Annotated in this window: 14 protein-coding genes; 12 read left to right on the top strand and 2 right to left on the bottom strand. The window is 72.1% G+C overall.

Features of this window, described 5'->3' with window-relative positions:
* Positions 1 to 83 precede the first annotated feature (83 nt).
* Positions 84 to 1,286, top strand: coding sequence for an NAD(P)/FAD-dependent oxidoreductase (locus DB033_RS03735; protein ID WP_111767212.1), 1,203 nt, complete (start codon positions 84 to 86; stop codon positions 1,284 to 1,286).
* Positions 1,283 to 2,404: an aromatic ring-hydroxylating oxygenase subunit alpha gene (locus DB033_RS03730; protein WP_111765508.1), complete on the top strand. Its 1,122-nt coding sequence runs from the start codon at positions 1,283 to 1,285 to the stop codon at positions 2,402 to 2,404. Before DB033_RS03735 ends, DB033_RS03730 begins: the two co-directional genes overlap by 4 nt.
* 18 nt (positions 2,405 to 2,422) lie before the next feature.
* Here DB033_RS03730 and DB033_RS03725 read toward each other — a convergent pair whose 3' ends face one another.
* A complete protein-coding gene (locus tag DB033_RS03725; protein WP_111765507.1) occupies positions 2,423 to 3,196 on the bottom strand; it encodes an IclR family transcriptional regulator in 774 nt (257 codons plus the stop codon).
* 67 nt (positions 3,197 to 3,263) lie between these two features.
* Here DB033_RS03725 and betA point away from each other — a divergent pair, with 67 nt between their 5' ends.
* Positions 3,264 to 4,937: a choline dehydrogenase gene (betA, locus tag DB033_RS03720; RefSeq protein WP_111765506.1), complete on the top strand. Its 1,674-nt coding sequence runs from the start codon at positions 3,264 to 3,266 to the stop codon at positions 4,935 to 4,937.
* Positions 4,938 to 5,085: 148 nt separating this feature from the next.
* Here betA and purU read toward each other — a convergent pair whose 3' ends face one another.
* Positions 5,086 to 5,958 (bottom strand): formyltetrahydrofolate deformylase, encoded by an 873-nt coding sequence (gene purU / locus DB033_RS03715; RefSeq protein WP_111765505.1) that lies wholly within the window; start codon positions 5,956 to 5,958, stop codon positions 5,086 to 5,088.
* Positions 5,959 to 6,131: 173 nt separating this feature from the next.
* Between purU and DB033_RS03710 the strand changes: the two genes are divergently transcribed.
* The 9 genes from DB033_RS03710 (at position 6,132) to DB033_RS03675 (ending at position 20,715) form a co-directional block, all read left to right on the top strand.
* Positions 6,132 to 6,956 (top strand): IclR family transcriptional regulator, encoded by an 825-nt coding sequence (locus DB033_RS03710; RefSeq protein WP_111765504.1) that lies wholly within the window; start codon positions 6,132 to 6,134, stop codon positions 6,954 to 6,956.
* A gap of 180 nt (positions 6,957 to 7,136) precedes the next feature.
* Entirely contained in the window at positions 7,137 to 8,603 is a 1,467-nt protein-coding gene (locus tag DB033_RS03705; protein WP_111767211.1) for an aldehyde dehydrogenase family protein, read from the top strand.
* Between the two features lie 254 nt (positions 8,604 to 8,857).
* Positions 8,858 to 9,967: a quaternary amine ABC transporter ATP-binding protein gene (locus DB033_RS03700; protein WP_111765503.1), complete on the top strand. Its 1,110-nt coding sequence runs from the start codon at positions 8,858 to 8,860 to the stop codon at positions 9,965 to 9,967.
* A gap of 4 nt (positions 9,968 to 9,971) precedes the next feature.
* Complete coding sequence (locus tag DB033_RS03695) at positions 9,972 to 11,981, top strand: ABC transporter permease (protein WP_111765502.1); 2,010 nt, start codon at positions 9,972 to 9,974, stop codon at positions 11,979 to 11,981.
* Positions 11,982 to 12,032: 51 nt separating this feature from the next.
* The gene (locus tag DB033_RS03690) at positions 12,033 to 13,028 is read left to right on the top strand and encodes an ABC transporter substrate-binding protein (protein ID WP_111765501.1); all 996 of its coding nucleotides are present in this window, start codon (positions 12,033 to 12,035) and stop codon (positions 13,026 to 13,028) included.
* 113 nt (positions 13,029 to 13,141) lie between these two features.
* Positions 13,142 to 15,649 carry a GcvT family protein gene (locus tag DB033_RS03685; protein ID WP_111765500.1) on the top strand — a complete coding sequence of 836 codons (2,508 nt, stop codon included), beginning with the start codon at positions 13,142 to 13,144 and terminating at the stop codon, positions 15,647 to 15,649.
* A complete protein-coding gene (locus DB033_RS03680; RefSeq protein WP_111767210.1) occupies positions 15,646 to 16,902 on the top strand; it encodes a sarcosine oxidase subunit beta family protein in 1,257 nt (418 codons plus the stop codon). Before DB033_RS03685 ends, DB033_RS03680 begins: the two co-directional genes overlap by 4 nt.
* A gap of 25 nt (positions 16,903 to 16,927) precedes the next feature.
* A complete protein-coding gene (locus tag DB033_RS20895) occupies positions 16,928 to 17,218 on the top strand; it encodes a sarcosine oxidase subunit delta (RefSeq protein WP_170315470.1) in 291 nt (96 codons plus the stop codon).
* Complete coding sequence (locus DB033_RS03675) at positions 17,215 to 20,715, top strand: 2Fe-2S iron-sulfur cluster-binding protein (RefSeq protein WP_170315469.1); 3,501 nt, start codon at positions 17,215 to 17,217, stop codon at positions 20,713 to 20,715. The genes DB033_RS20895 and DB033_RS03675 overlap by 4 nt, the downstream gene beginning before the upstream one ends.
* Position 20,716 lies beyond the last annotated feature (1 nt).

Below are 20,716 nucleotides of genomic sequence, written 5' to 3'. Positions count from 1 at the left end.
GTCGCCGGTCCCCCCGCGCACCCACGGTCCCACCCCTCCCGCAGCTCGGCCCGCCGCCGCTCCACCGGCGGTGGGTCGTGACCCTGCGTTCGGTCGTCGTCGTCGGGGCCAGCCTGGCCGGGCACGCCACCGCCCGGGCCCTGCGCCATCAGGGCTTCACCGGACGACTGACCCTCATCGGCGCCGAGCCGCACCGGCCCTACGACCGACCGCCGCTGTCCAAGGACTTCCTCACCGGAGCACTCACCGAGGACGACCTCGCCCTCGAGGGCACGGATGAGAACCTCGACGCCGAATGGCTTCTCGGCCGCCGCGCCACCGCGCTCGACGCCGACGACCGGACCGTCACCCTCGACGACGGCAGCCGCGTGAGCGGCGACGCGGTCGTCGTCGCCACCGGTTCCACCGCCCGCCGGCTGCCCGGGACACCCCCGGGCGTCCTGACCCTGCGCACCCTCGACGATGCCGTCGCCCTGCGCGCCGCGCTGCAGCCCGGAGCCCGGATGGTCGTCATCGGCGCAGGTTTCATCGGATCCGAGGTCGCCGCCACCGCCGCCGCCCGCGGCCTGGACGTCACGGTGGTCGAAGCCGGCGCCACTCCCCTCGCCGGACCGCTCGGCGCGTGGGTCGGTGCGGCCGTCGCGGGGCTGCACGCGCGGCACGGCGTCCGGCTGCTCTGCGGCGTCCCGGTCGCCGGCTTCACCGGCACCGACCGCGTCGACGGGGTCACGCTCACCGACGGCACCCACCTGCCGGCCGACGTCGTCGTGGCCGGCGTCGGCGCCGCCCCGGCGGTCGACTGGCTGGCCGGCTCCGGGCTGGACCTGTCCAACGGTCTGGTCTGTTCCGCGCTCGGCGCGACCGCCGCCCCCGGCGTGTACGGCGTCGGCGACTGCGCAGCCTGGCACGACACCGTCCGCGGGACGCCTTTCCGGGTGGAGCACTGGACCGACTCCCGGGACCGGCCGGTCGCGTTGGCCACCGCGATGCTCGCGGGACCGTCACCCGCCGCCCTGCGCGCCCCGTACTTCTGGTCCGACCAGTACGGCGTGCGCATCCAGTTCGCCGGCCGCCGCCGCGGCGACGAGACCGTCACCGTCGAGGCCGGCAGCACCGAGGGCGCCGATCTGCTCGCGGTCTACCGACGCGACGGTGACGTGGTCGCGGTGCTCGGCATGAACCAGCCGAAGCTGTTCACCCGGATCCGGCGCAGTCTCCCGTCGTCCGCCGTCGGGGACGCTCCCGCCGACACACCCGCAGCCGCAACGCTCCTGGAGGTTCCGTGACCACGACCGAGCTCCCCGCATCGCTCATCCCGACGCTGCCCGGCCGGTACTACACCGATCCGCAGATCTTCGCCGAGGAGCAGGCGCTGATCTTCGAACAGATGTGGTTCTGCGCGGCCCGCGGCTCCGACATCCCCACCCCCGGCTCGTTCCGGACGGTGCAGGTCGGCACCGAGTCCGTGATCGTCTCGCGGTCGCGGCGTGGTGAGGTGCGGGCCTTCCTGAACGTCTGCCGGCACCGCGGCGCGAAGATCTGCCTGGAGGACAGTGGAGCCGTCGCACGAGCGTTCCAGTGCCCGTACCACGCCTGGACCTACGACCTCGACGGCAAGCTGATCGCCGCCCCGAACCTGACGAAGATGCCCGACATCGACCGCGTCGAGTACGGCCTCAAGACGGTGCACGTGCGGGAGTGGCTCGGCTACGTGTGGGTGTCGCTGGCCGACGAGCCGCCGGCCTTCGAGGCCACCGTGCTGCAGGAGGTCGTCGAGAGGCTGGGCGAGGTCGCCAATCTCGACCACTACCAGGTCGACACGCTCGCCGTCGGCCGCCGGATCGTCTACGACGTCAAGGCCAACTGGAAGCTCATCATCGAGAACTTCATGGAGTGCTACCACTGCGCGACGATCCATCCCGAGCTGACCGAGGTGCTGCCGGAGTTCGCGGACGGCTACGCGGCGCAGTCCTTCGTCAACCACGGCGCCGAGTTCGGCTCGGACATCAAGGGTTTCACCGTGGACGGCTCCGAGGGTCTGGACGTCCTGCCGGGCATCGATCCCGACCAGGACCGCCGCTACTACGCGATCACGGTCAAGCCGCAGGTGTTCGTCAACATGGTGCCCGACCACATCATCTTCCACCGGATGTACCCGATGGCCGCGGACCGGACGGTCGTCGAGTGCGACTGGCTCTACCTGCCGTCGGTGGTCGAGTCCGGCCGCGACGTCACCAAGTCCGTGGAGCTCTTCCACCGGGTCAACGTGCAGGACTTCGACGCCTGCGAGCGGTGCCAGCCGGCGATGTCGTCCCGGGCCTACCGCGACGGGGGCGTGCTGGTCCCCAGCGAGCACCACATCGGCGGGTTCCACGAGTGGTTGACCGGGATGCTGGGCCACTGAGTGGGTCCGGGGACCCGGTCAGACCGGACGCTCGACGTGCCCCATCCGCTCGCTGAGCCGGGCGGCCGCCGCGGTCACCGCGGGCGCCAGCGCGGCCAGCGCCTCCCCGGTCAGCCGGTAGGACGGGCCCGACACCGACAGCGCCGCGATGATCCCGCCGGTCAGACCGAACACCGGTGCGGCGACCGCGTTCAACCCTTCCTCGTACTCGCCGAGGGTGACCGCCCAGCCCTGGTCGCGGGCTCGGGACAGCTGATGGGCCAACGTGTCCGGATCCGTGACGGTGTGCGCGGTGAACCGCTCCAGGTCGAGTTCGGCGGGATGCCCGACGGATGCCCAGGCGAGCAGCGCCTTGCCCGACGACGTCGCGTGCAGCGGTGTCGGACGGCCCACCCAGTTCACCGCGACGGCACTGTCACCCGCGCTCTGGTGGATGTTGAAGACCTGGTCGCCGCGGCGGACGGCCAGGTTGACCGTCTCGCCGCTCACGGTCACCAGCTCGTCGCACAGGTCGCGGCCGTGGCCGACGACGTCCAGGCGGCTGCCGACCGCTCCCGCCAACCGGACCAACCCGAAGCCGAGCCGGTACCGGCCACGCTCGCCCGCGACCTCCACCAGGCCCCGCTGCGCCAGCACGGTCAGCAACCGGGATGCGGTGGACTTGTGCACCTCGATCGCGACGGCCACCTCGGAGACCCGCGCCTCGCCATGACGGGCAAGGAACTCCAGGGCGCTGACGGCCCGGTCGACGGACTGGACCGCGGAGTCCCGGACCGGTGCTTCGTTGCTCACAGCGCAACCCTAACGCCTCCCCCGCGGCCCGACCGGGTTCCCACCCCGACGACGACAGGACGTCCCGATGAGTTCCGAGCACTTCGACTACGTCATCGTCGGCGGCGGCAGCGCCGGGTCCGTGCTGGGCGAACGACTCTCGGCGGACGGCAGCGCGCGCGTCCTGGTGCTCGAAGCCGGCCGCAGCGACTACCCGTGGGACCTGTTCATCCAGATGCCCGCCGCCCTCACCTTTCCCAGCGGCAATCGCTTCTACGACTGGCGGTACGAGTCCGAGCCGGAGCCGTTCATGAACGGCCGCCGTATCGCCCACGCCCGCGGCAAGGTCCTCGGCGGGTCGAGCTCCATCAACGGGATGATCTTCCAGCGCGGCAACCCGCTGGACTACGAGCGGTGGGGCGCCGATCCCGGGATGAAGGGCTGGGACTGGGCGCACTGTCTGCCGTACTTCCGGCGGATGGAGAACACCCTGGCGACGCCGCCGTCCGACGAGCTCCGGGGACACTCCGGACCGCTCACGCTCGAGCGCGGCCCGGCGAAGAACCCGTTGTTCGGTGCGTTCTTCGAGGCGGCGGTGCAGGCGGGCTACCCGCTGACCGACGACGTCAACGGTTACCGCCAGGAAGGTTTCGCGCCGTTCGACCGCAACGTGCACCGGGGCCGGCGGCTGTCGGCGTCCCGGGCCTACCTGCGGCCGGCGATGACCCGGGAGAACCTGACGGTGCGCACCCTGTCTCTGGTCACCGGCGTCCGCTTCGACGGGGCCCGGGCCACCGGGGTGTCCTACCGGCGCCACGGGCGACAGCACGTCGCCCACGCCGGCGAGGTGATCCTGTGTGGCGGGGCGATCAATTCACCGCAGCTGCTGCAGCTCTCGGGCATCGGGCCGTCGGAGGTGCTGTCGCCGTTGGGGATCCGGCCGGTGGCCGAGCTGCCCGGTGTCGGCGCCAACCTGCAGGACCACCTGGAGGTCTACATCCAGTACGCCTGCACCCGCCCGGTCTCGGTGCAGCCGTACCTGTCGAAGTGGCGCCAGCCGTTCGTCGGACTGGAGTGGATCCTCGCGCGGCGGGGTCCCGCCGCCACCAACCACTTCGAGGGTGGCGGCTTCGTCCGCTCCAACGACGACGTGGCCTACCCGAACCTGATGTTCCACTTCCTGCCGATCGCCGTCCGCTACGACGGCAGCGTGTCCAGCGAGGTCGCCCGCACCGGGCACGGCTACCAGGTGCACGTCGGGCCGATGTACTCCGACGCCCGCGGGACGCTGAGGATCACCTCCACCGACCCGACGAGACACCCTGCGCTGCAGTTCAACTACCTCTCCACCGACCAGGACCGACGCGAGTGGGTCGAGGCGGTGCGGGTGGCCCGCGACATCCTCAACCAGCCGGCGATGGGTCCGTACAACGGCGGTGAGACCTCGCCCGGCCCGTCGGTGGGCACCGACGCCGAGATCCTCGACTGGGTGGCCCGTGACGCCGAGACGGCCCTGCACCCCTCGTGCACCGCCAAGATGGGCCCCGACAGCGACCCGATGGCCGTCGTCGACCCCGAGACCCTCCGGGTGCACGGCGTCGACGGCCTGCGCGTGGTCGACGCCTCGGTGATGCCGTACGTGACCAACGGCAACATCTACGCCCCGGTGATGATGCTGGCAGAGAAGGCCGCCGACGCCATCCTCGGGGTGCCGCCGCTCCCTCCGTCGGACGCCCCGTTCTACCGCCACGGGGTGGGCTGAGCAGAATCCTCCCCGAGTCGGGGAGGATCGTTCCCGCTCAGCGGGCACATGTCTCCCCGATCCGGCGGGCACGCCGGCCCTCCTGGAATCCGGGAGGAATATGCCCGCTCAGCGGGCACATTCCTCCCCGGATCGGGGAGGTTTCTGCTCAGCGGAAGACGACGGTCCGGTTGCCGTTGGGCAGCACGCGGCGCTCGCAGTGCCACTTGACCGCCCGGGCCAGCACCTGGGTCTCCACGTCGCGACCGGCGGCGACGAGCGCGTCCGGGTCGTCGTTGTGGTCGACGCGGGCCACGTCCTGCTCGATGATCGGACCCTCGTCCAGGTCGTCGTTGATGTAGTGCGCGGTCGCGCCGATCAGCTTGACGCCCCGGTCGTGGGCCTGGTGGTAGGGCTTGGCGCCCTTGAAGCTCGGCAGGAACGAGTGGTGGATGTTGATCGCCCGGCCCGACAGCGCGTGGCTGGTCTCCTCACCGAGCACCTGCATGTACCGCGCGAGCACCACCAGGTCGATCCGGTGCTCCTCCATCAACGCCAGCAGCCGGGCCTCCGCGTCCGCCTTCGTGTCGGGCGTGACCGGGATGTACTCGTAGCGGATGCCGTAGGAGGCGGCCAATGCCTCGAAGTCACGGTGGTTGCTGACGATGACCGGGATCTCGATGTTCAGCGTGCCCATCCGGTGGCGGTACAGCAGGTCGTTGAGGCAGTGTCCGAAACGGCTGACCATGATGAGCGTCCGGGTCGGCGTGGTCACGTCCATCAGCTCGAAGTCCATCGCGTGTGCCGCGCCGACATCGCCGAACCCGGCCCGCAACTCCTCGAGATCCGGTGCGGCGTCGCGGAAAGCGGCGTGCACCCGCATGAAGAAGCGACCGGTGAGCTGGTCGTCGAACTGCTGGCTGGCCAGCAGGTTGGCCCCCCGGGCGGCGAGGAAGCCGCTCACCGCGGCGACCAGACCCGGGCCGTCCTTGCAGCTCAGGGTCAGGATGAACTCGCGTCCCGGGACGGGGCGGGGCGACATGGGACCTCCGGACGTCAGGGGAGCACAGCGACATAAGGTGCGTCACGCGCAACAAGGTGCGCGGAGCGCAACACAGCGAGCATGACGCCGGCACCGTCCGGGGTCAAGACCCCGGCGGTGCGTCCGCCGGCACAGCTCCGCATCGACCCGGTGCGACCCGTATCTTCGACCCCATGTCAGCGAGCTCCGGGACCGGCGACGAGACGACCGGATCGGTCCAGTCGGTCGACCGGGCGCTGACCATCCTGGAACTGCTGGCCGCGGACGGTGAACTCGGCGTCACCCAGATCGCCGGCCTGCTCGGCGTCCACAAGTCCACCGCCTCCCGGTTGCTGGCCACCCTGGAGGCGCACGGACTGGCCGAGCAACTCCCCGACCGCGGGCGGTACCAGCTCGGGGTCGGCCTGCTCCGGTTGGCCGGGTCGACGCGGGTGCGGCTCGACATCGTCCGGGAGAGCCGGCCGATCGCGCGCGCGCTGGCCGCCGACACCGGCGAGACCGTCAACCTGGTCATCCTCTCCGGCACCGAGACCCTCTACCTGGACCAGGTGGAGGGGCCGTCCGCGCTCCAGATCCACCACTGGGTCGGGCGGCGGAACCCGTTGCACGCCACCGCGAACGGCCGGGTGCTGCTGGCGCACGCCAGCCGGGCCGAACAGGACGCCATCATCGCCGCCATCTCCGACGACCGGCGCCGGCTGCCCGCCCTCACCGCCCGCACCGTCACCTCCGCCGAAGCGCTGCGCGCCGCTCTGGTCGAGGTCCGGCACCGCGGCTACGACGTCGCGGTCGACGAACTGGAAATCGGACTCACCGCGGTGGCCGCACCGGTCCGCGGCGCCGACGGCGAGGTGATCGGTTCACTGTCGGTGTCCGGGCCGGGATTCCGTCTCACCACCGACCGCCTCGACGACACGGTGCGGGCCGTGGTCGTCGCCGCCGGCGCGGTCTCGCGGCGGATGGGTTTCAGCGGCACCGTGACGATGACGGCGGTGTGACGGCGGGGCACCCCGTGTAACAGGTGCGGGTCCAGGTCCGCCGCGGCGGGCCGGTTCCTTGACGTGGCCGGTGCGGAGTTCCATGCTGTTGCACGACGAGCGAGCGAGTGCGCGATACGCAACAGCGGACCGAGCGGAGGCGGCATGGCGGTGTCGGAGGACCGGCCGTCAACGGCCGGTATCCGTGGGTTGTACGTCGACGGTTCCTGGGCCCCGACCGCGGGTGCTCGACGCGAGATCCGCTGCCCCGCCGACGGCAGGCTCGTCGCCACGGTCGTCGAGGGCGACGCCGGCGACGCAGCCACCGCGGTCGCCGCCGCCCGCCGCGCCTTCGACGCCGGCGGCTGGCCGGCCACCCCGGAACGCGAGCGCGGCGCCCTGCTGCTGCGGGTGGCCGACCTCCTCGTCCGCGACCGGGACGCCTACGCGACCGCCGAGGCGCTGGACACCGGCAAACGGCTGGTCGAGGCCGAGTACGACATCGACGACATCGTCAGCTGCTTCCGGTACTACGGCGGCATCGCGGGTACCGAAGCCGGGCGCGTCGTCGACACCGGACGTCCGGACGCGATCAGCCGGATCACCTACGCCCCGGTCGGCGTGTGCGCCCTCATCACGCCGTGGAACTACCCGCTGCTGCAGGCCTCCTGGAAGGTGGCCCCCGCACTGTCGGCCGGGAACACGTTCGTCCTCAAGCCGTCCGAGCTCACCCCGTCGACGTCCATCCTGCTGATGGACACCCTCACCGAGGCCGGCCTGCCGCCCGGGGTGGCCAACCTGGTCACCGGCACCGGGCCCGCCGTCGGTGCCGCGATGACCACCGATCCGCGGGTCGATCTGGTGTCGTTCACCGGCGGTCTGGCCACCGGCAAGGCCATCATGGCCGCCGCGGCGGGCACCGTGAAGAGGGTGGCGCTGGAACTGGGCGGCAAGAACCCGAACGTCGTCTTCGCCGACGCCGACCGCGAGGCCGCGCTGGACAACGCGCTCACCGCGGTCTTCCTCAACTCCGGTCAGGTGTGCTCGGCCGGCGCACGCCTCATCGTGCAGGACACCATCCACGACGCCTTCGTCGACGAACTGGTGGTCCGTGCGGCGGAGATCCGCCTCGGCGGGCCGTTCGACCCGAAAGCCGGAACCGGACCGCTGATCTCAGCCGCACACCGGGACAAGGTGCACGCCTACGTCACCGCGGCGGTGGGTCAGGGCGCGGTGCTGCGCACCGGCGGCGCCGTCCCGACCGACCCCGCCCTGCAGGACGGGTCCTACTATCCGCCCACGGTTCTCGACGGCTGCACCACCGGCATGGACTGCCTGCGCGACGAGTCGTTCGGGCCGGTCCTGACGGTCGAGACGTTCAGCGACGAAGCCGACGCCGTCCGGCTGGCCAACGACACCGTCTACGGACTGGCCGGTGCCGTCTGGACGTCCGACGCCTCCCGTGCCCAGCGCGTCGCCGGCGCCCTGCGTCACGGCACCGTCTGGATCAACGACTACCACCCGTACGTCCCGCAGGCCGAGTGGGGCGGATTCGGGCAGTCCGGCAACGGCCGCGAGCTCGGGCCCACCGGGCTCGCCGAGTACCGCGAGATCAAGCACGTCTGGCAGAACACCGCGCCGGCCGCCGGCTACTGGTTCCCCCGCTGACGCGCCGGCGTCGGCTCCCGCGCCCCCACCGCGGTCGCTGTCGCCGTCCCGCTGCGGTCGCAGTCCCGCTCCGTCGCTGTCGCTGTGGCAGTCCCATCTCCCGTCGCTGTCGCCGTCCCGCTCCCGTCGCCGTCCCGTTGCCGTCGCCGTCCCGTTGCCGTCGCAGGCCCGTCGCAGTCCCGCTGCCGCCGCAGTCCCGCTCCCGTCGCAGTCCCGCTCTGTCGCACCCGCCGCGCCGCTCAGGAAGGCCGATCATGACCGCTGCCCCCGCCCCGGGCCTCCCGGCGTCGACACCGGCCGGTCCGGTCGACTTCTCGGTCCGCGACCTGTGGAAGGTGTTCGGACACCGACCCGGCCGGATCCCCGGCGATCCGGCGCTGAGCGGGTTGAGCGGCCCCGAGATCCTCGAGCGGACCGGCTGTGTCACCGCGGTCCGTGACCTGAGCTTCGACGTGGGCCGCGGCGAGGTGTTCGTGGTGATGGGCCTGTCGGGATCCGGGAAGTCGACGCTGGTGCGGTGTCTCACCCGCCTCATCGAGCCCACGGCCGGTTCCATCCGGCTCGGGGGCGAGGACGTGATGTCGATGTCGGCCGGCACGCTGCGCGAGCTGCGGCGGCACAAGATGAGCATGGTCTTCCAGCACTTCGGCCTGCTGCCGCACCGCACCGTGCTCGACAACGTCGCCTACGGCCTGCAGATCCGCGGCACGGCCAAGGCCGAGCGACGCGCCCGCGCCCACGAGGTCATCGAGCTGGTCGGCCTGCGCGGGTACGAGAACCGCTTCCCGGACCAGCTCTCCGGCGGTATGCAGCAGCGGGTGGGGTTGGCCCGTGCGCTGGCCGGCGATCCCGACGTGCTGCTGTTCGACGAGCCGTTCTCCGCGCTCGATCCGCTGATCCGCCGCGACATGCAGGCCGAGGTCGTCCGGCTGCACCGGGACATGGGCAAGACGATGATCTTCATCACCCACGACCTGTCGGAGGCGCTGAAGCTGGGTGACCGCATCCTGATCATGCGGCACGGCGAGCTGGTGCAGATCGGCACCGGCGACCAACTCGTGGGGGCGCCGGCGGACGACTACGTCGCCGACTTCGTCTCCGAGGTCCCCCGCGCCGACGTGCTCACGCTGCGCTGGATCACCCGCCGAGGTGGCGACATCGACCCCACCGCACCCCGTCTGGACGCAGCGACCATCATCCGGGACGCCATCCCGGCAGTGATGGCGAGTCCCGGACCGGTGGTCGTCACCGACCGCGGCGAGGTGGTGGGCACCGTCGACCGGGACGCCGTCCTGGCGGTCGTGGCCGGCCACCGCGGCGCGCCGGCGCCGGCCGGCACCCCGGCCCTCAGCGGCTCGGTCTGACCCGGTGACCGCCACGCTGGTCGGACCACCGGCCGCCGCACCCGCCCCGCCGGCCCGTCACCGCGCGGTCTCCGTCGCGACCCTGGCGGTCGTCGGCGTCCTCGCCCTCTGGCTGCTGGCCCGGGTGCTGCTGGCGGGCCGGTTCACGCTGGCTCTGGACACCGCCGGCCTCACCCCCCTGCACCGCGACCTCAACGACGCCCGCGACTGGGTCGACGCCCACCGCAACACCAACGCGTTCTTCGTGTACTTCCTCAACTACGTCCAGCTCGGCGTGGAAGCGGTCGGCGACCTCGTCACCGGCCTCATCGCCCGGTCCGACACCGGTCTCGGCATCCCGCGGATCGGCTGGCTCGGCCTGGTGGCGGTCGGCACCTGGATCGCCGCGGCCGTCGGCGGACTCCGGGTGGCGGTGCTCACCCTCGCCGTGCTGCTCGCCATCAGCCTGCAGGGGCTGTGGGAGCCCGCCACGGACACACTCTCGCTCGTCGTCAGCGCGACGTTCTTCGCGTTGCTCGTCGGCCTGCCGCTCGGCGTCTGGGCCGGCACCAGCGACCGGGTGCACCGCATCGTCACCCCGGTCCTGGACGTCATGCAGATCCTCCCGTCCTTCGCCTACCTGGCCCCGCTGGTGCTGGTCTTCGCCATCGGCCCCGCCTCGGCGATCGTCGCCACGGTCGTCTACGCCGCACCCCCGGTCATCCGGATCACCGCGCACGGTCTCCGCCAGGTCCCTCCCACCACCCGCGAGGCGGCGGACTCACTCGGCGCGACCGGCGGCCAGCGGCTGCGCACCGTCCTGGTGCCGATGGCGCGGCGCACCATCGTGATGGGGATCAACCAGACCGTCATGGCGGCACTGTCGATGGTCACCATCGCGGCGCTCATCGGCGCACCGGGCCTGGGCCTCACCGTGGCCCAGGCGCTGCAGAAGCTGGACGTCGGAACGGCGTTCAACGCGGGTCTGGCCATCGTCCTGCTGGCCATCTGCTTCGACCGGGTGACCACCGCCGCAGGTGTCCGCGCCGAGACGGCGCTGCGGTCGGGACGCAACCGCCGGCGGATCCGCCGGATCGCCCTGGCCGCCGGGTTCGTCGCGGCCGCCGTCGCCGTGCAGCTGTCCCGGACGATGTTGTGGGCGGCGCAGGTCCCCGACGGTCTGCCGTCGATCGGACCGTCGATCTCCCGCGGCGTCGACACCGTGACGTCCTGGGTGCAGGAACACTTCTCGGTCATCACGCTGGAACTCAAGGACTGGTTCAGCGCAGCGGTCCTCAACCCGCTGGAGAGCCTGCTCACCGGCAGCCCGTTCTTCATGGTCGGTCTGGTGCTGGTGGTGATCGCGTTCGTCGCCGGCGGCTGGAGGACGGCGGTCACCGCGCTGGCCGCCGTCGCGGCGATGGTGGGCCTCGGGGTGTGGGGCGACGCGATGGTGACCCTTGCCGCGACCCTCGTCGCCACCGTGCTGGTGATGCTCGTGAGCATCCCGACCGGGGTGTGGATGGGGCGCTCCCGCACCGCGGACCGCATCCTCCGGCCGGTGCTGGACGCCGGCCAGACGATGCCGGCGTTCGTCTACCTGGTGCCGTTCCTGGGGCTCTTCGGCCCCAGCCGGTTCACCGCCATCGTCGCCGCGATCGTCTACGCCGCCCCGGCCGCGATCAAGATCGTCGCCGACGGCATCACCCGGGTCCCGGCGGCCACCGTGGAGGCGGCCACCGCCAACGGCTCCACCCCGTGGCAGCTCATCACCACGGTGCAGCTGCCGATGTCGCGGTCCGCGATCGCCCTGGCCGCCAACCAGGGCCTGATCTACGTGCTCTCGATGGTCGTGGTCGGGGCGCTCGTCGGCGCCGGAGCGCTGGGCTACGACGTCATCGCCGGCCTCAACCAGCAGGAGCGGTTCGGCAAGGGGCTGGCCGCGGGCCTCACCCTCGTCGTCCTCGGCATCCTCATCGACCGCACCACCCAGGCCGCCGCCCGGCGGACCCGTACGACGGCCACCACCCACTGACCCGTCCCGCCGCTGTCCCGTCCGCTGTGCCCTTCGCCCGAGGAGACCGCCATGCGCATCACCAAGACCCCCGTGCTCACCGCGTTGGCGGCGGGCCTGCTGCTCGCCGGGTGCGGCGGCGCGACCGTCAACAACGGCGCGTCCACCTCGGCCCCGCCGGTGTCGTCCGGCACCGGCGGTGGTGGCGGTGACGCGGCGGCCGCGTGCGCTCCGTTCACACTGGCGATGAACGACTGGGTCGGCTACACCGCCGACGCGGCGGTGCTCACCTACGTCGCCGAGACCGAGCTGGGCTGCACGGTGACCCAGACCGCCCTCAAGGAGGAGATCGCCTGGCAGGGCTTCGGCAACGGCCAGGTCGACGTCATCATCGAGAACTGGGGCCACCCGGACCTGGTCGCCAAGTACATCGACGAGCAGAAGGTGGCCCAGAACGCCGGTCCCACCGGCAACATCGGGACCATCGGCTGGTACGTGCCGCCGTGGATGGCGCAGAAGTACCCCGACATCACCGACTGGAACAACCTGAACACCTACGCCGAGCTGTTCAAGACCTCGGAGTCGGGCGAGAAGGGCCAGCTGCTGGACGGTGACCCGTCGTTCGTCACCAACGACGAGGCGCTGGTGACCAACCTGGGGTTGAACTACAAAGTGGTCTACGCCGGTTCCGAGGCCGCGCTGATCACCGCGTTCGACAACGCCGAGAAGAACAAGACGCCGATGCTCGGCTACTTCTACGCGCCGCAGTGGTTCCTCTCCGAGGTCCCGTTGGTCAAGGTGGACCTGCCGCCGTACACCGAGGGTTGCGACGCCGACCCGGAGAAGGTCGCCTGCGACTACCCCGAGTACACCCTGGACAAGATCGTGTCCACGACGTTCGCGAACTCCGGATCACCGGCCGCGGACCTGGTGAAGAACTTCACCTGGACCAACGACGACCAGAACCTGGTCGCGAAGTACATCACCGCCGACAAGATGAGCCCCGAGGACGCGGCGAAGACCTGGGTCGAGGCCAACCCGGACAAGGTCGCCGCCTGGCTGGAATGACGTGCCGCGCCCCGCCCACCACGGCGGAGACGCAGATTCCCCCGCCCAGCTGTTGCGCTGGACGCATCGCGTTGCGCAAGATGAACCGAGCCGTTCGCAGACAGGAGAACCGGATGCCGGGACCCAGAGTGGTGGTGATCGGCGCGGGTGTCGTGGGCGCGTCGCTGGCCGAGGAGCTGACCTCCCGCGGCTGGACCGACGTCACCGTCGTCGAGGCCGGGACCCTGCCGCACGCCGGCGGCTCGACGTCGCACGCCCCCGGGGTGGTCTTCCAGGTCAACGGCACCAAGGTGATGACCGACTTCGCCCGGTACACCGTCGAGAAGTTCAGCGGGATGACGTGGCAGGGCGAGCCCTGCTACCTGCCGGTCGGCGGGCTGGAGATCGCCACCACGCCCGAGCGGGCCCGGGAACTGCAGCGCCGCCTGGGGTTCGCCCAGTCGTGGGGGGTCGACGGCGCCCGGCTGCTCGACGTCGACGAGACCGTCGCCGCCTTCGACCTGCTGGACCCGTCCACGGTGTACGGCGGCCTGCATGTTCCCGACGACGGGATCGCCAAGGCCGTCCGCGCCGTCCAGGCCCAACTCGCGGTCGCCGTCGAGCGGGGTGCGCGCGTCCTCGACGGGCACGAGGTGACCGGGATCCGCAGCGGCGCCGGCCCTTTCGGCCCCCGGGTCACCGGTGTCGCCGTGCGGACGGCCGACGGCGAGTCGGAGATCGACGCCGACATCGTCGTGTGCTGCGCCGGGATCTGGGGCCCGAAGGTCGCCGGGATGGTCGGCCAGACCCTGGCGCTGACCCCGCTGGCGCACCAGTTCGCCTGGACCGCACCGCTTCCCGTCCTCGCCGAGCGCACCACCGAGGCCGCCCGGCCGGTGCTGCGCCATCAGGACGCGGACCTCTACTACCGGGAGCACTTCCAGGGTCTGGGCGTCGGCTCCTACCGGCACCGGCCGATGCCCGTCCGCGCCGAGGACCTCGCCGCCTGGAACAGCTACGCCCCCGGCGACGACGGCCAGCCCAGTGTGCTGCCGTTCACCCCTGAGGATTTCGCCTTCCCGCTCGCCGAGACCGCCCGCATCCTGCCCTCCGTGGGGCGGCTGGACCTGTCGGACTCCCGTGCCGTTCCGTTCAACGGGCTGTTCTCCTTCACCACCGACAACCTCCCGCTGCTCGGCCCGCACGCCGAGCTGGACGGCTTCTGGACCGCGGAGGCGGTCTGGGTGACGCACTCGGCGGGGGTCGCCAGGGCGATGGCCGAGTGGATCGTCGACGGCTTCAGCCGCAGCTTCGATCTGCACGCCTGCGACCTCAACCGCTTCGAGCGGCACCAGCTCGCCCCGGCCTACATCGAGGCCAAGAACTGCCAGAACTTCGTCGAGGTGTACGACATCCTGCACCCGCTGGAGCCGATGCAGCACTCGAGGCCGCTGCGCACCTCGCCGTTCTACCCGCGCCAGCAGGAGCTGGGGGCGGTGTTCCTGGAGGCCAACGGCTGGGAGCGGCCGCACTGGTACGCCGCCAACGACTCCCTCGTCGGCAGTGACCGCGACACCGGCTGGCACGTACCGGTCCCCGACGACTGGGCCGGCCGCTTCCTGTCCCCCACCGTCGCCGCCGAGGCGGCCGTCACCCGGACCGACGTCGCGCTGTTCGACATGACCGCGCTCAAGCGGTTCACCGTCACCGGGCCCGGTGCGACCGAGTTCCTGCAGTCCCAGGTCACCGGCAAGATCGACAAGTCGGTCGGGGCGGTCACCTACTGCCTGATGCTGGGTGACGACGGTGGTATCCGCTCCGACGTCACCGTCGCCCGGCTCGGGCCCGAGCACTACCAGGTCGGCGCCAACGGCGAGCTGGACCTGGACCGGCTGCGGCGGCGACTGGCCCGCTCGCGTTCCGCCGCCACGGTGCAGTTGCGCGACATCACGCCCGGCACCTGCTGCATCGGCATCTGGGGTCCGAAGGCCCGCGAGGTGGTGCAGCCGCTGACCGACACCGACCTGTCGCACACCGCGTTCGGCTACTTCCGGGCCAGGGAGCTCTATCTCGGCACCGTCCCGGTGACCGCCATGCGGCTGTCCTACGTGGGCGAACTCGGCTGGGAGCTGTACACCACCGCGGACCAGGGCCTGGTGCTGTGGGACCTGCTGATGAAGGCCGGTGCCGGCGCGGGCATCATCGCCGCCGGCCGCGCCGCCTTCACCGCGCTGCGGATCGAGAAGGGTTACCGCTCCTACGGTGCCGATATGACCGACGAGCACGGCCCCCACGAGAGTGGCCTGGATTTCGCGGTCAAACGGGACCTCGACTTCGCCGGGAAGGACGGGCTGCTGGCCCGGCCGGAGCCGGCCCGGAAGCTCTGCCTGTTGGCGGTCGACACCCCCGACGGCATCATGGCAGGGTCGGAACCGGTGTTCGTCGACGGCGTCCCGGGCGGCTACGTCACCAGTGCGGCCTACAGCTACACCCTCGGGCTGCCGCTGGCCTACGCCTGGCTCCCCGTCGACGCCGCCACCCCCGGCACCACGGTGGAGATCGGCTACTTCGGGCGCCGCATCCCCGCCACCGTCACGGCCGAACCGGCGTTCGACCCCGAGATGAAGAAGATCCGTTGCTGACCTCCCGCGCCGCCCGATCCGTCAACGCGCCCGCCCCGCCCGGAGCCGCGCTGCCCGACCACCCCGAGTTCCTGTGGCGCAACCCGGATCCCAGGAAGCACTACTCGATCGTCATCGTCGGCGGCGGCGGTCACGGGCTGGCCACCGCGCACTACCTCGCGCGCCGCGGCGTCACCGACGTCGCCGTGCTCGAGCGCGGGTGGATGGCCGGCGGCAACATGGCCCGCAACACCACGATCATCCGGTCCAACTACCTGTGGGACGCCTCCGCCGGCATCTACGAGCACGCGCTGAAGCTGTGGGAGGGCCTGGCCGAGGATCTGGACTACCCGATCCTGTTCTCCCAGCGCGGGGTGCTCAACCTCGACCACACCCTGCAGGACGTCCGGGACTCCCGCCGCCGGGTCGAGGCCAACCGGCTCAACGGCGTCGACGCCGACTGGGTCGACGCCGCCGGCGCCAAGGAGCTCTGCCCGGTGCTCAACGTCTCCGACGACATCCGCTACCCCGTGCTCGGCGGCACGTACCAGCCGCGCGCCGGCATCGCCAAGCACGACTACGTCGCGTGGGGCTTCGCCCGTTCCGCCGACGCCGCCGGCATCGATCTCATCCAGAACTGCGAGGTCACCGGCATCGACATCGCCGGCGGCACGGTCACCGGCGTGCAGACCAGCCGCGGTCCGATCACCGCCGACCGGGTCGCGCTCATCGGCGCCGGCCACACGCCGGTCCTGGCCGAGATGGCCGGCTTCCGCGTCCCGGTCACCTCACATCCGTTGCAGGCACTGGTGTCCGAGCTCCTCGAGCCGGTGCACCCGACGGTGGTGATGAGCAACGCCGTGCACGTCTACGTCTCGCAGGCCCACAAGGGCGAGCTGGTCATGGGCGCCGGTATCGATCCCTACGTCGGCTACGGCCAGCGCGGTGCCTTCCACGTCATCGAACGGCAGATGAGCGCGGCGGTCGAGTTGTTCCCGATCTTCGCCCGCGCGCACGTGCTGCGGACCTGGGGCGGCACCGTCGACACCACCCCGGACGCCTCACCCGTCGTCGGGACCACCCCGGTGGAGAACCTGTTCCTCAACTGCGGCTGGGGCACCGGCGGTTTCAAGGCCACCCCCGGCATCGGCCACGTGATGGCCGAGTTGTTGGAGACCGGCAAGGTGCCCGACCTCGCCGCCGACTTCGGCCTGGACCGGTTCACCTCCGGTCGGCTCGTCGACGAGCACGGCGCCGCCGCCGTGGCGCACTGATCCCGAGCACCGAGGAGCCACACCGATGATGCTCATCCCCTGCCCGGAGTGCGGACCCCGGGACGAGAACGAGTTCTCCTACGGCGGTCAGGCGCACGTGCCCTACCCCCCGGACGGCGGCGCGACGGCGTCCGACGAGGAGTGGGCGGAGTACGTGTTCTACCGCGACTCACCGAAGGGCCTGATGGCCGAGCGGTGGGTGCACAGCGCCGGCTGCCGCCGCTGGTTCAACGCCGTCCGCGACACCGTCAGCTACCGCTTCGAGGCCGTCTACCGGCCCGGTGAGCCCCGTCCGCACGTGCAGGGAGCCCGATGACCGCCGCCCGCCTCGACGGCCGCGGCCGCCTCGACCGCACCGCCGCCTTCGACATCACCTTCGACGGCCGTCCCGTGCCGGCGTTCCGCGGCGACACCGTGGCGTCGGCGCTGCTGGCCGCCGGCGAGCGGGTGGTCGCCCATTCCGTGCTGCTCGGCCGCCCCCGCGGAGTGGTCGCCGCGGGCGCGGAGGAACCGTCCGCGCTGATCCAGGTGGACGAGCCGTTCCCGGAGCCGATGCTGCTCGCCACGACCGTGGAAGCCGTGCCGGGACTGAGCATCTCGACGCTGTACGGGCAGGGCCGGCTGGCCCGGACCACCGACCCGGCGGCCTACGACGCGTTGCACCACCACTGCGACGTCGCGGTGGTCGGCGCCGGCCCCGCCGGCCTGGCCGCCGCGGTCACCGCGGGTGCCGCCGGCGCGCGTGTGCTGCTGCTGGACGACCGGCCGACGCCCGGCGGGCTGCTGCTCTCCGACGCCGAGACCAGCTGGGCGGCGACGCAGCTCGAGCGGTTGCGCGCGATGCCCACCGTCGAGGTCCTCGACCGCACCACGGTCATCGGCTACTACGACGACAACTACCTCGTGGCCGTGCAGCGGCGCTCCGACCACGACACCGCCGAACTCGATCCCACTTCCGCCCGGCAGCGGATCTGGCGGATCCGGGCCGCCGAGGTGGTGCTCGCCACCGGCGCCCACGAGCGCCCCGTGGTCTTCCCGGGCAACGACGTCCCCGGCGTGATGCTGGCCGAATCCGTCCGGGAGTACCTGCTGCGCTACGGGGTTCTCGTCGGCCGCGACGTGGTGCTGTTCACCGCCCACGACGACGCCTACCGGGTCGCCGTCGACCTGCTGGCGGCCGGAGCCGGGGTCACCGTGGTCGACGCCCGGCCCAGCGACCGGGCGGGCGAACTGCTCCCGGCGCCGCTGCCGGTCGGGGCGCTGTACAGCGGCGCCGTGGTGGTCGGCACCGGGACCGACGACGCCGGCACCCTGTCGGCGGCCGTCGTCCGCACCGCCGACGGCAGCCTCCGGACCGTGCCGTGCACGGTGCTGGCCGTGTCCGGGGGCTGGAACCCCGCCGGGCAGCTGTTCTCCCAGTCCGGCGGGACCCTGGCCTGGGACGACGATCTCGCCGCGTTCGTCCCCGGCCGCCCGACCCAGCGGGTCACCCCCGCGGGTGCGGTCCGCGGGCTGCGCACCCTCGCCGAGATCGTCGACGACGGTGAGCGGGCTGGGGCCGCCGCGGCCGAGGCGGCCATCGGGGTCGCCGCGGCTGCCGAGCACCTCGAGACGTCGGCCACCGTCCCGCCGCTGGACCCGCCGGACGACGGCCTCCAGACCTACCCCGAGCCCGCCGCCCTGCTGTTCTCGGTCCACGACGGCACCCGCCATGACTCCCCGGACCCGCGCTCCCTCGATGCCTCGTTCGTCGACCTGCAGCGCGACGTGACCGTGGCCGACCTGTCCCGGGCCACCGGCGCCGGGCTGCTGTCGGTCGAGCTCGTCAAGCGGTACACCACCGCCGGCACCGCCCACGACCAGGGCAAGACCTCCGGAGTGCTGGCCAGCGGCGTGGTCTCGACCCTGCTGGGCGTGGACGTCGGCGAGCTGGGCACCTCGAAGTTCCGGCCGCCCTACACTCCGGTGGGCTTCGCCGCCCTGGCCGGCCGGGAACGCGGCGCGCTCTACGACCCGGTGCGCACCACCGGTGCGCACCCCTGGCACGTCGCCGCCGGTGCGCTGTTCGAGAACGTCGGGCAGTGGAAGCGCCCCTGGTACCACCCGCACCCCGGCGAGACGATGGACGCCGCCGTCGCCCGGGAATGTGCCGCCGCCCGTACCGGTGTCGCGTTCATGGACGCCTCCACGCTGGGCAAGATCGACGTGCAGGGACCGGACGCCGGGACGTTCCTGGACCTGCTGTACACCAACCTGATGTCCCCGCTCAAGGTCGGCAGCATCCGCTACGGCGTGATGTGCGGTGTCGACGGGATGACCCTGGACGACGGCACCGTCTTCCGGCTCGCCGACGACCGGTTCCTGGTCACCACCACCACCGGCAACGCCGCGAAGATCCTGGACTGGATGGAGGAATGGCTGCAGACGGAGTGGCCGCACCTGCGGGTGTGGTGCACCTCGGTGACCGAGCAGTGGGCCACCATGGCGCTGGTCGGGCCACACTCGCGGCAGCTGCTGGGCGCGCTCGCCCCGGACCTCGACGTCGACAACGACGCCTTCCCCTTCATGACGTGGCGCGAGACCACGGTGGCCGGCCTCACGGCGCGGGTCGCCCGCGTGTCGTTCTCCGGTGAGCTGGCCTACGAGATCAATGTCGCCTGGTGGGACACAGCCGCCCTGTGGGACGCCGTCTGGGCCCTCGGCGGACCGGTCGGGCTGACGCCCTACGGTACCGAGACGATGCACGTCCTACGGGCCGAGAAGGGTTATCCCATCATCGGTCAGGACACCGACGGCACCATCACGCCGCAGGACCTCGGCATGGACTGGGTCGTGTCGAAGAAGAAGACCGACTACCTCGGCAGGCGCTCCCACGCCCGCGCGGAGAACCGCCGCGCGGACCGCAAACACCTGATCGGGCTGCTGCCGGTCGACGAGCGGCTGAAGCTGCCCGAGGGCTGCCAGCTCGTCGAGCACGCCGAACTGCCGCCGCCACCGGTGCGGATGCTCGGCCACGTGACGTCGTCCTACGACTCGGTGGAGCTCGGCCGCACCTTCGCGCTGGCCCTGCTCCGGGGCGGCCGGGACCTGATCGGCGAGACCGTGTACGTCGTCGTCGACGGGGTGCCGCAGCCGGCCACCGTCACGTCACCGGTGCTGGTCGACCCGGACGGCACCCGCCGCGACGGGGTCGCGTTGCCCCCGCTGGACCTCCCGGCGACGACACCCCCCGCCGGGATACCGGTCTCACCGCTGGCGGCGGTGGCCGGGCGGTTCGCGGCGCTCTCGCACCGGCCGCTCACCCGGGTGCGCCTGGCCGAGGCGGCGTTGACCACCCTGGTCGACGTCCGGGTGCGACCGGGGACGGTGGCCGGGGACGCCGTGGGCGCCGCGCTCGGCGTGGAACTGCCGACCGCCACCGGGGGCCGGGCGGACGCCGGCACCGACAGCTTGCTCGCGCTCGGTCCGGACGAGTACCTGGTCACCAGCGGGCCCGGCCACGGACCGGCCCTGGTCGACCGGCTGGCCGCAGCGGGCGCCGACGCCGTCGTGGACGTCTCGGCGGCGCGGACGATGATCCGGGTGAGTGGACCGGCGGCCCGGCGGGTGCTGGCACACGGTTGCGCCTTGGACCTCTCGCGGCTCGGGGCGGACGGCTGCGCGCAGACGCTGCTGGCGCAGTGCGCGGTGATCCTCGTGGCCGACGGCGCCCCGGGAGCACCCGACGACCTGGTCAAGGTCCTGGTGCGGTCGACGTTCGCGGCGCATCTGGCCGAGTGGCTGCTGCTCACCGCGCAGGAGTACGCGGGCTGAG

Source organism: Nakamurella deserti (assembly GCF_003260015.1).
Classification (GTDB): domain Bacteria; phylum Actinomycetota; class Actinomycetes; order Mycobacteriales; family Nakamurellaceae; genus Nakamurella; species Nakamurella deserti.
This window is presented reverse-complemented; position numbering and strand designations above follow the sequence as displayed.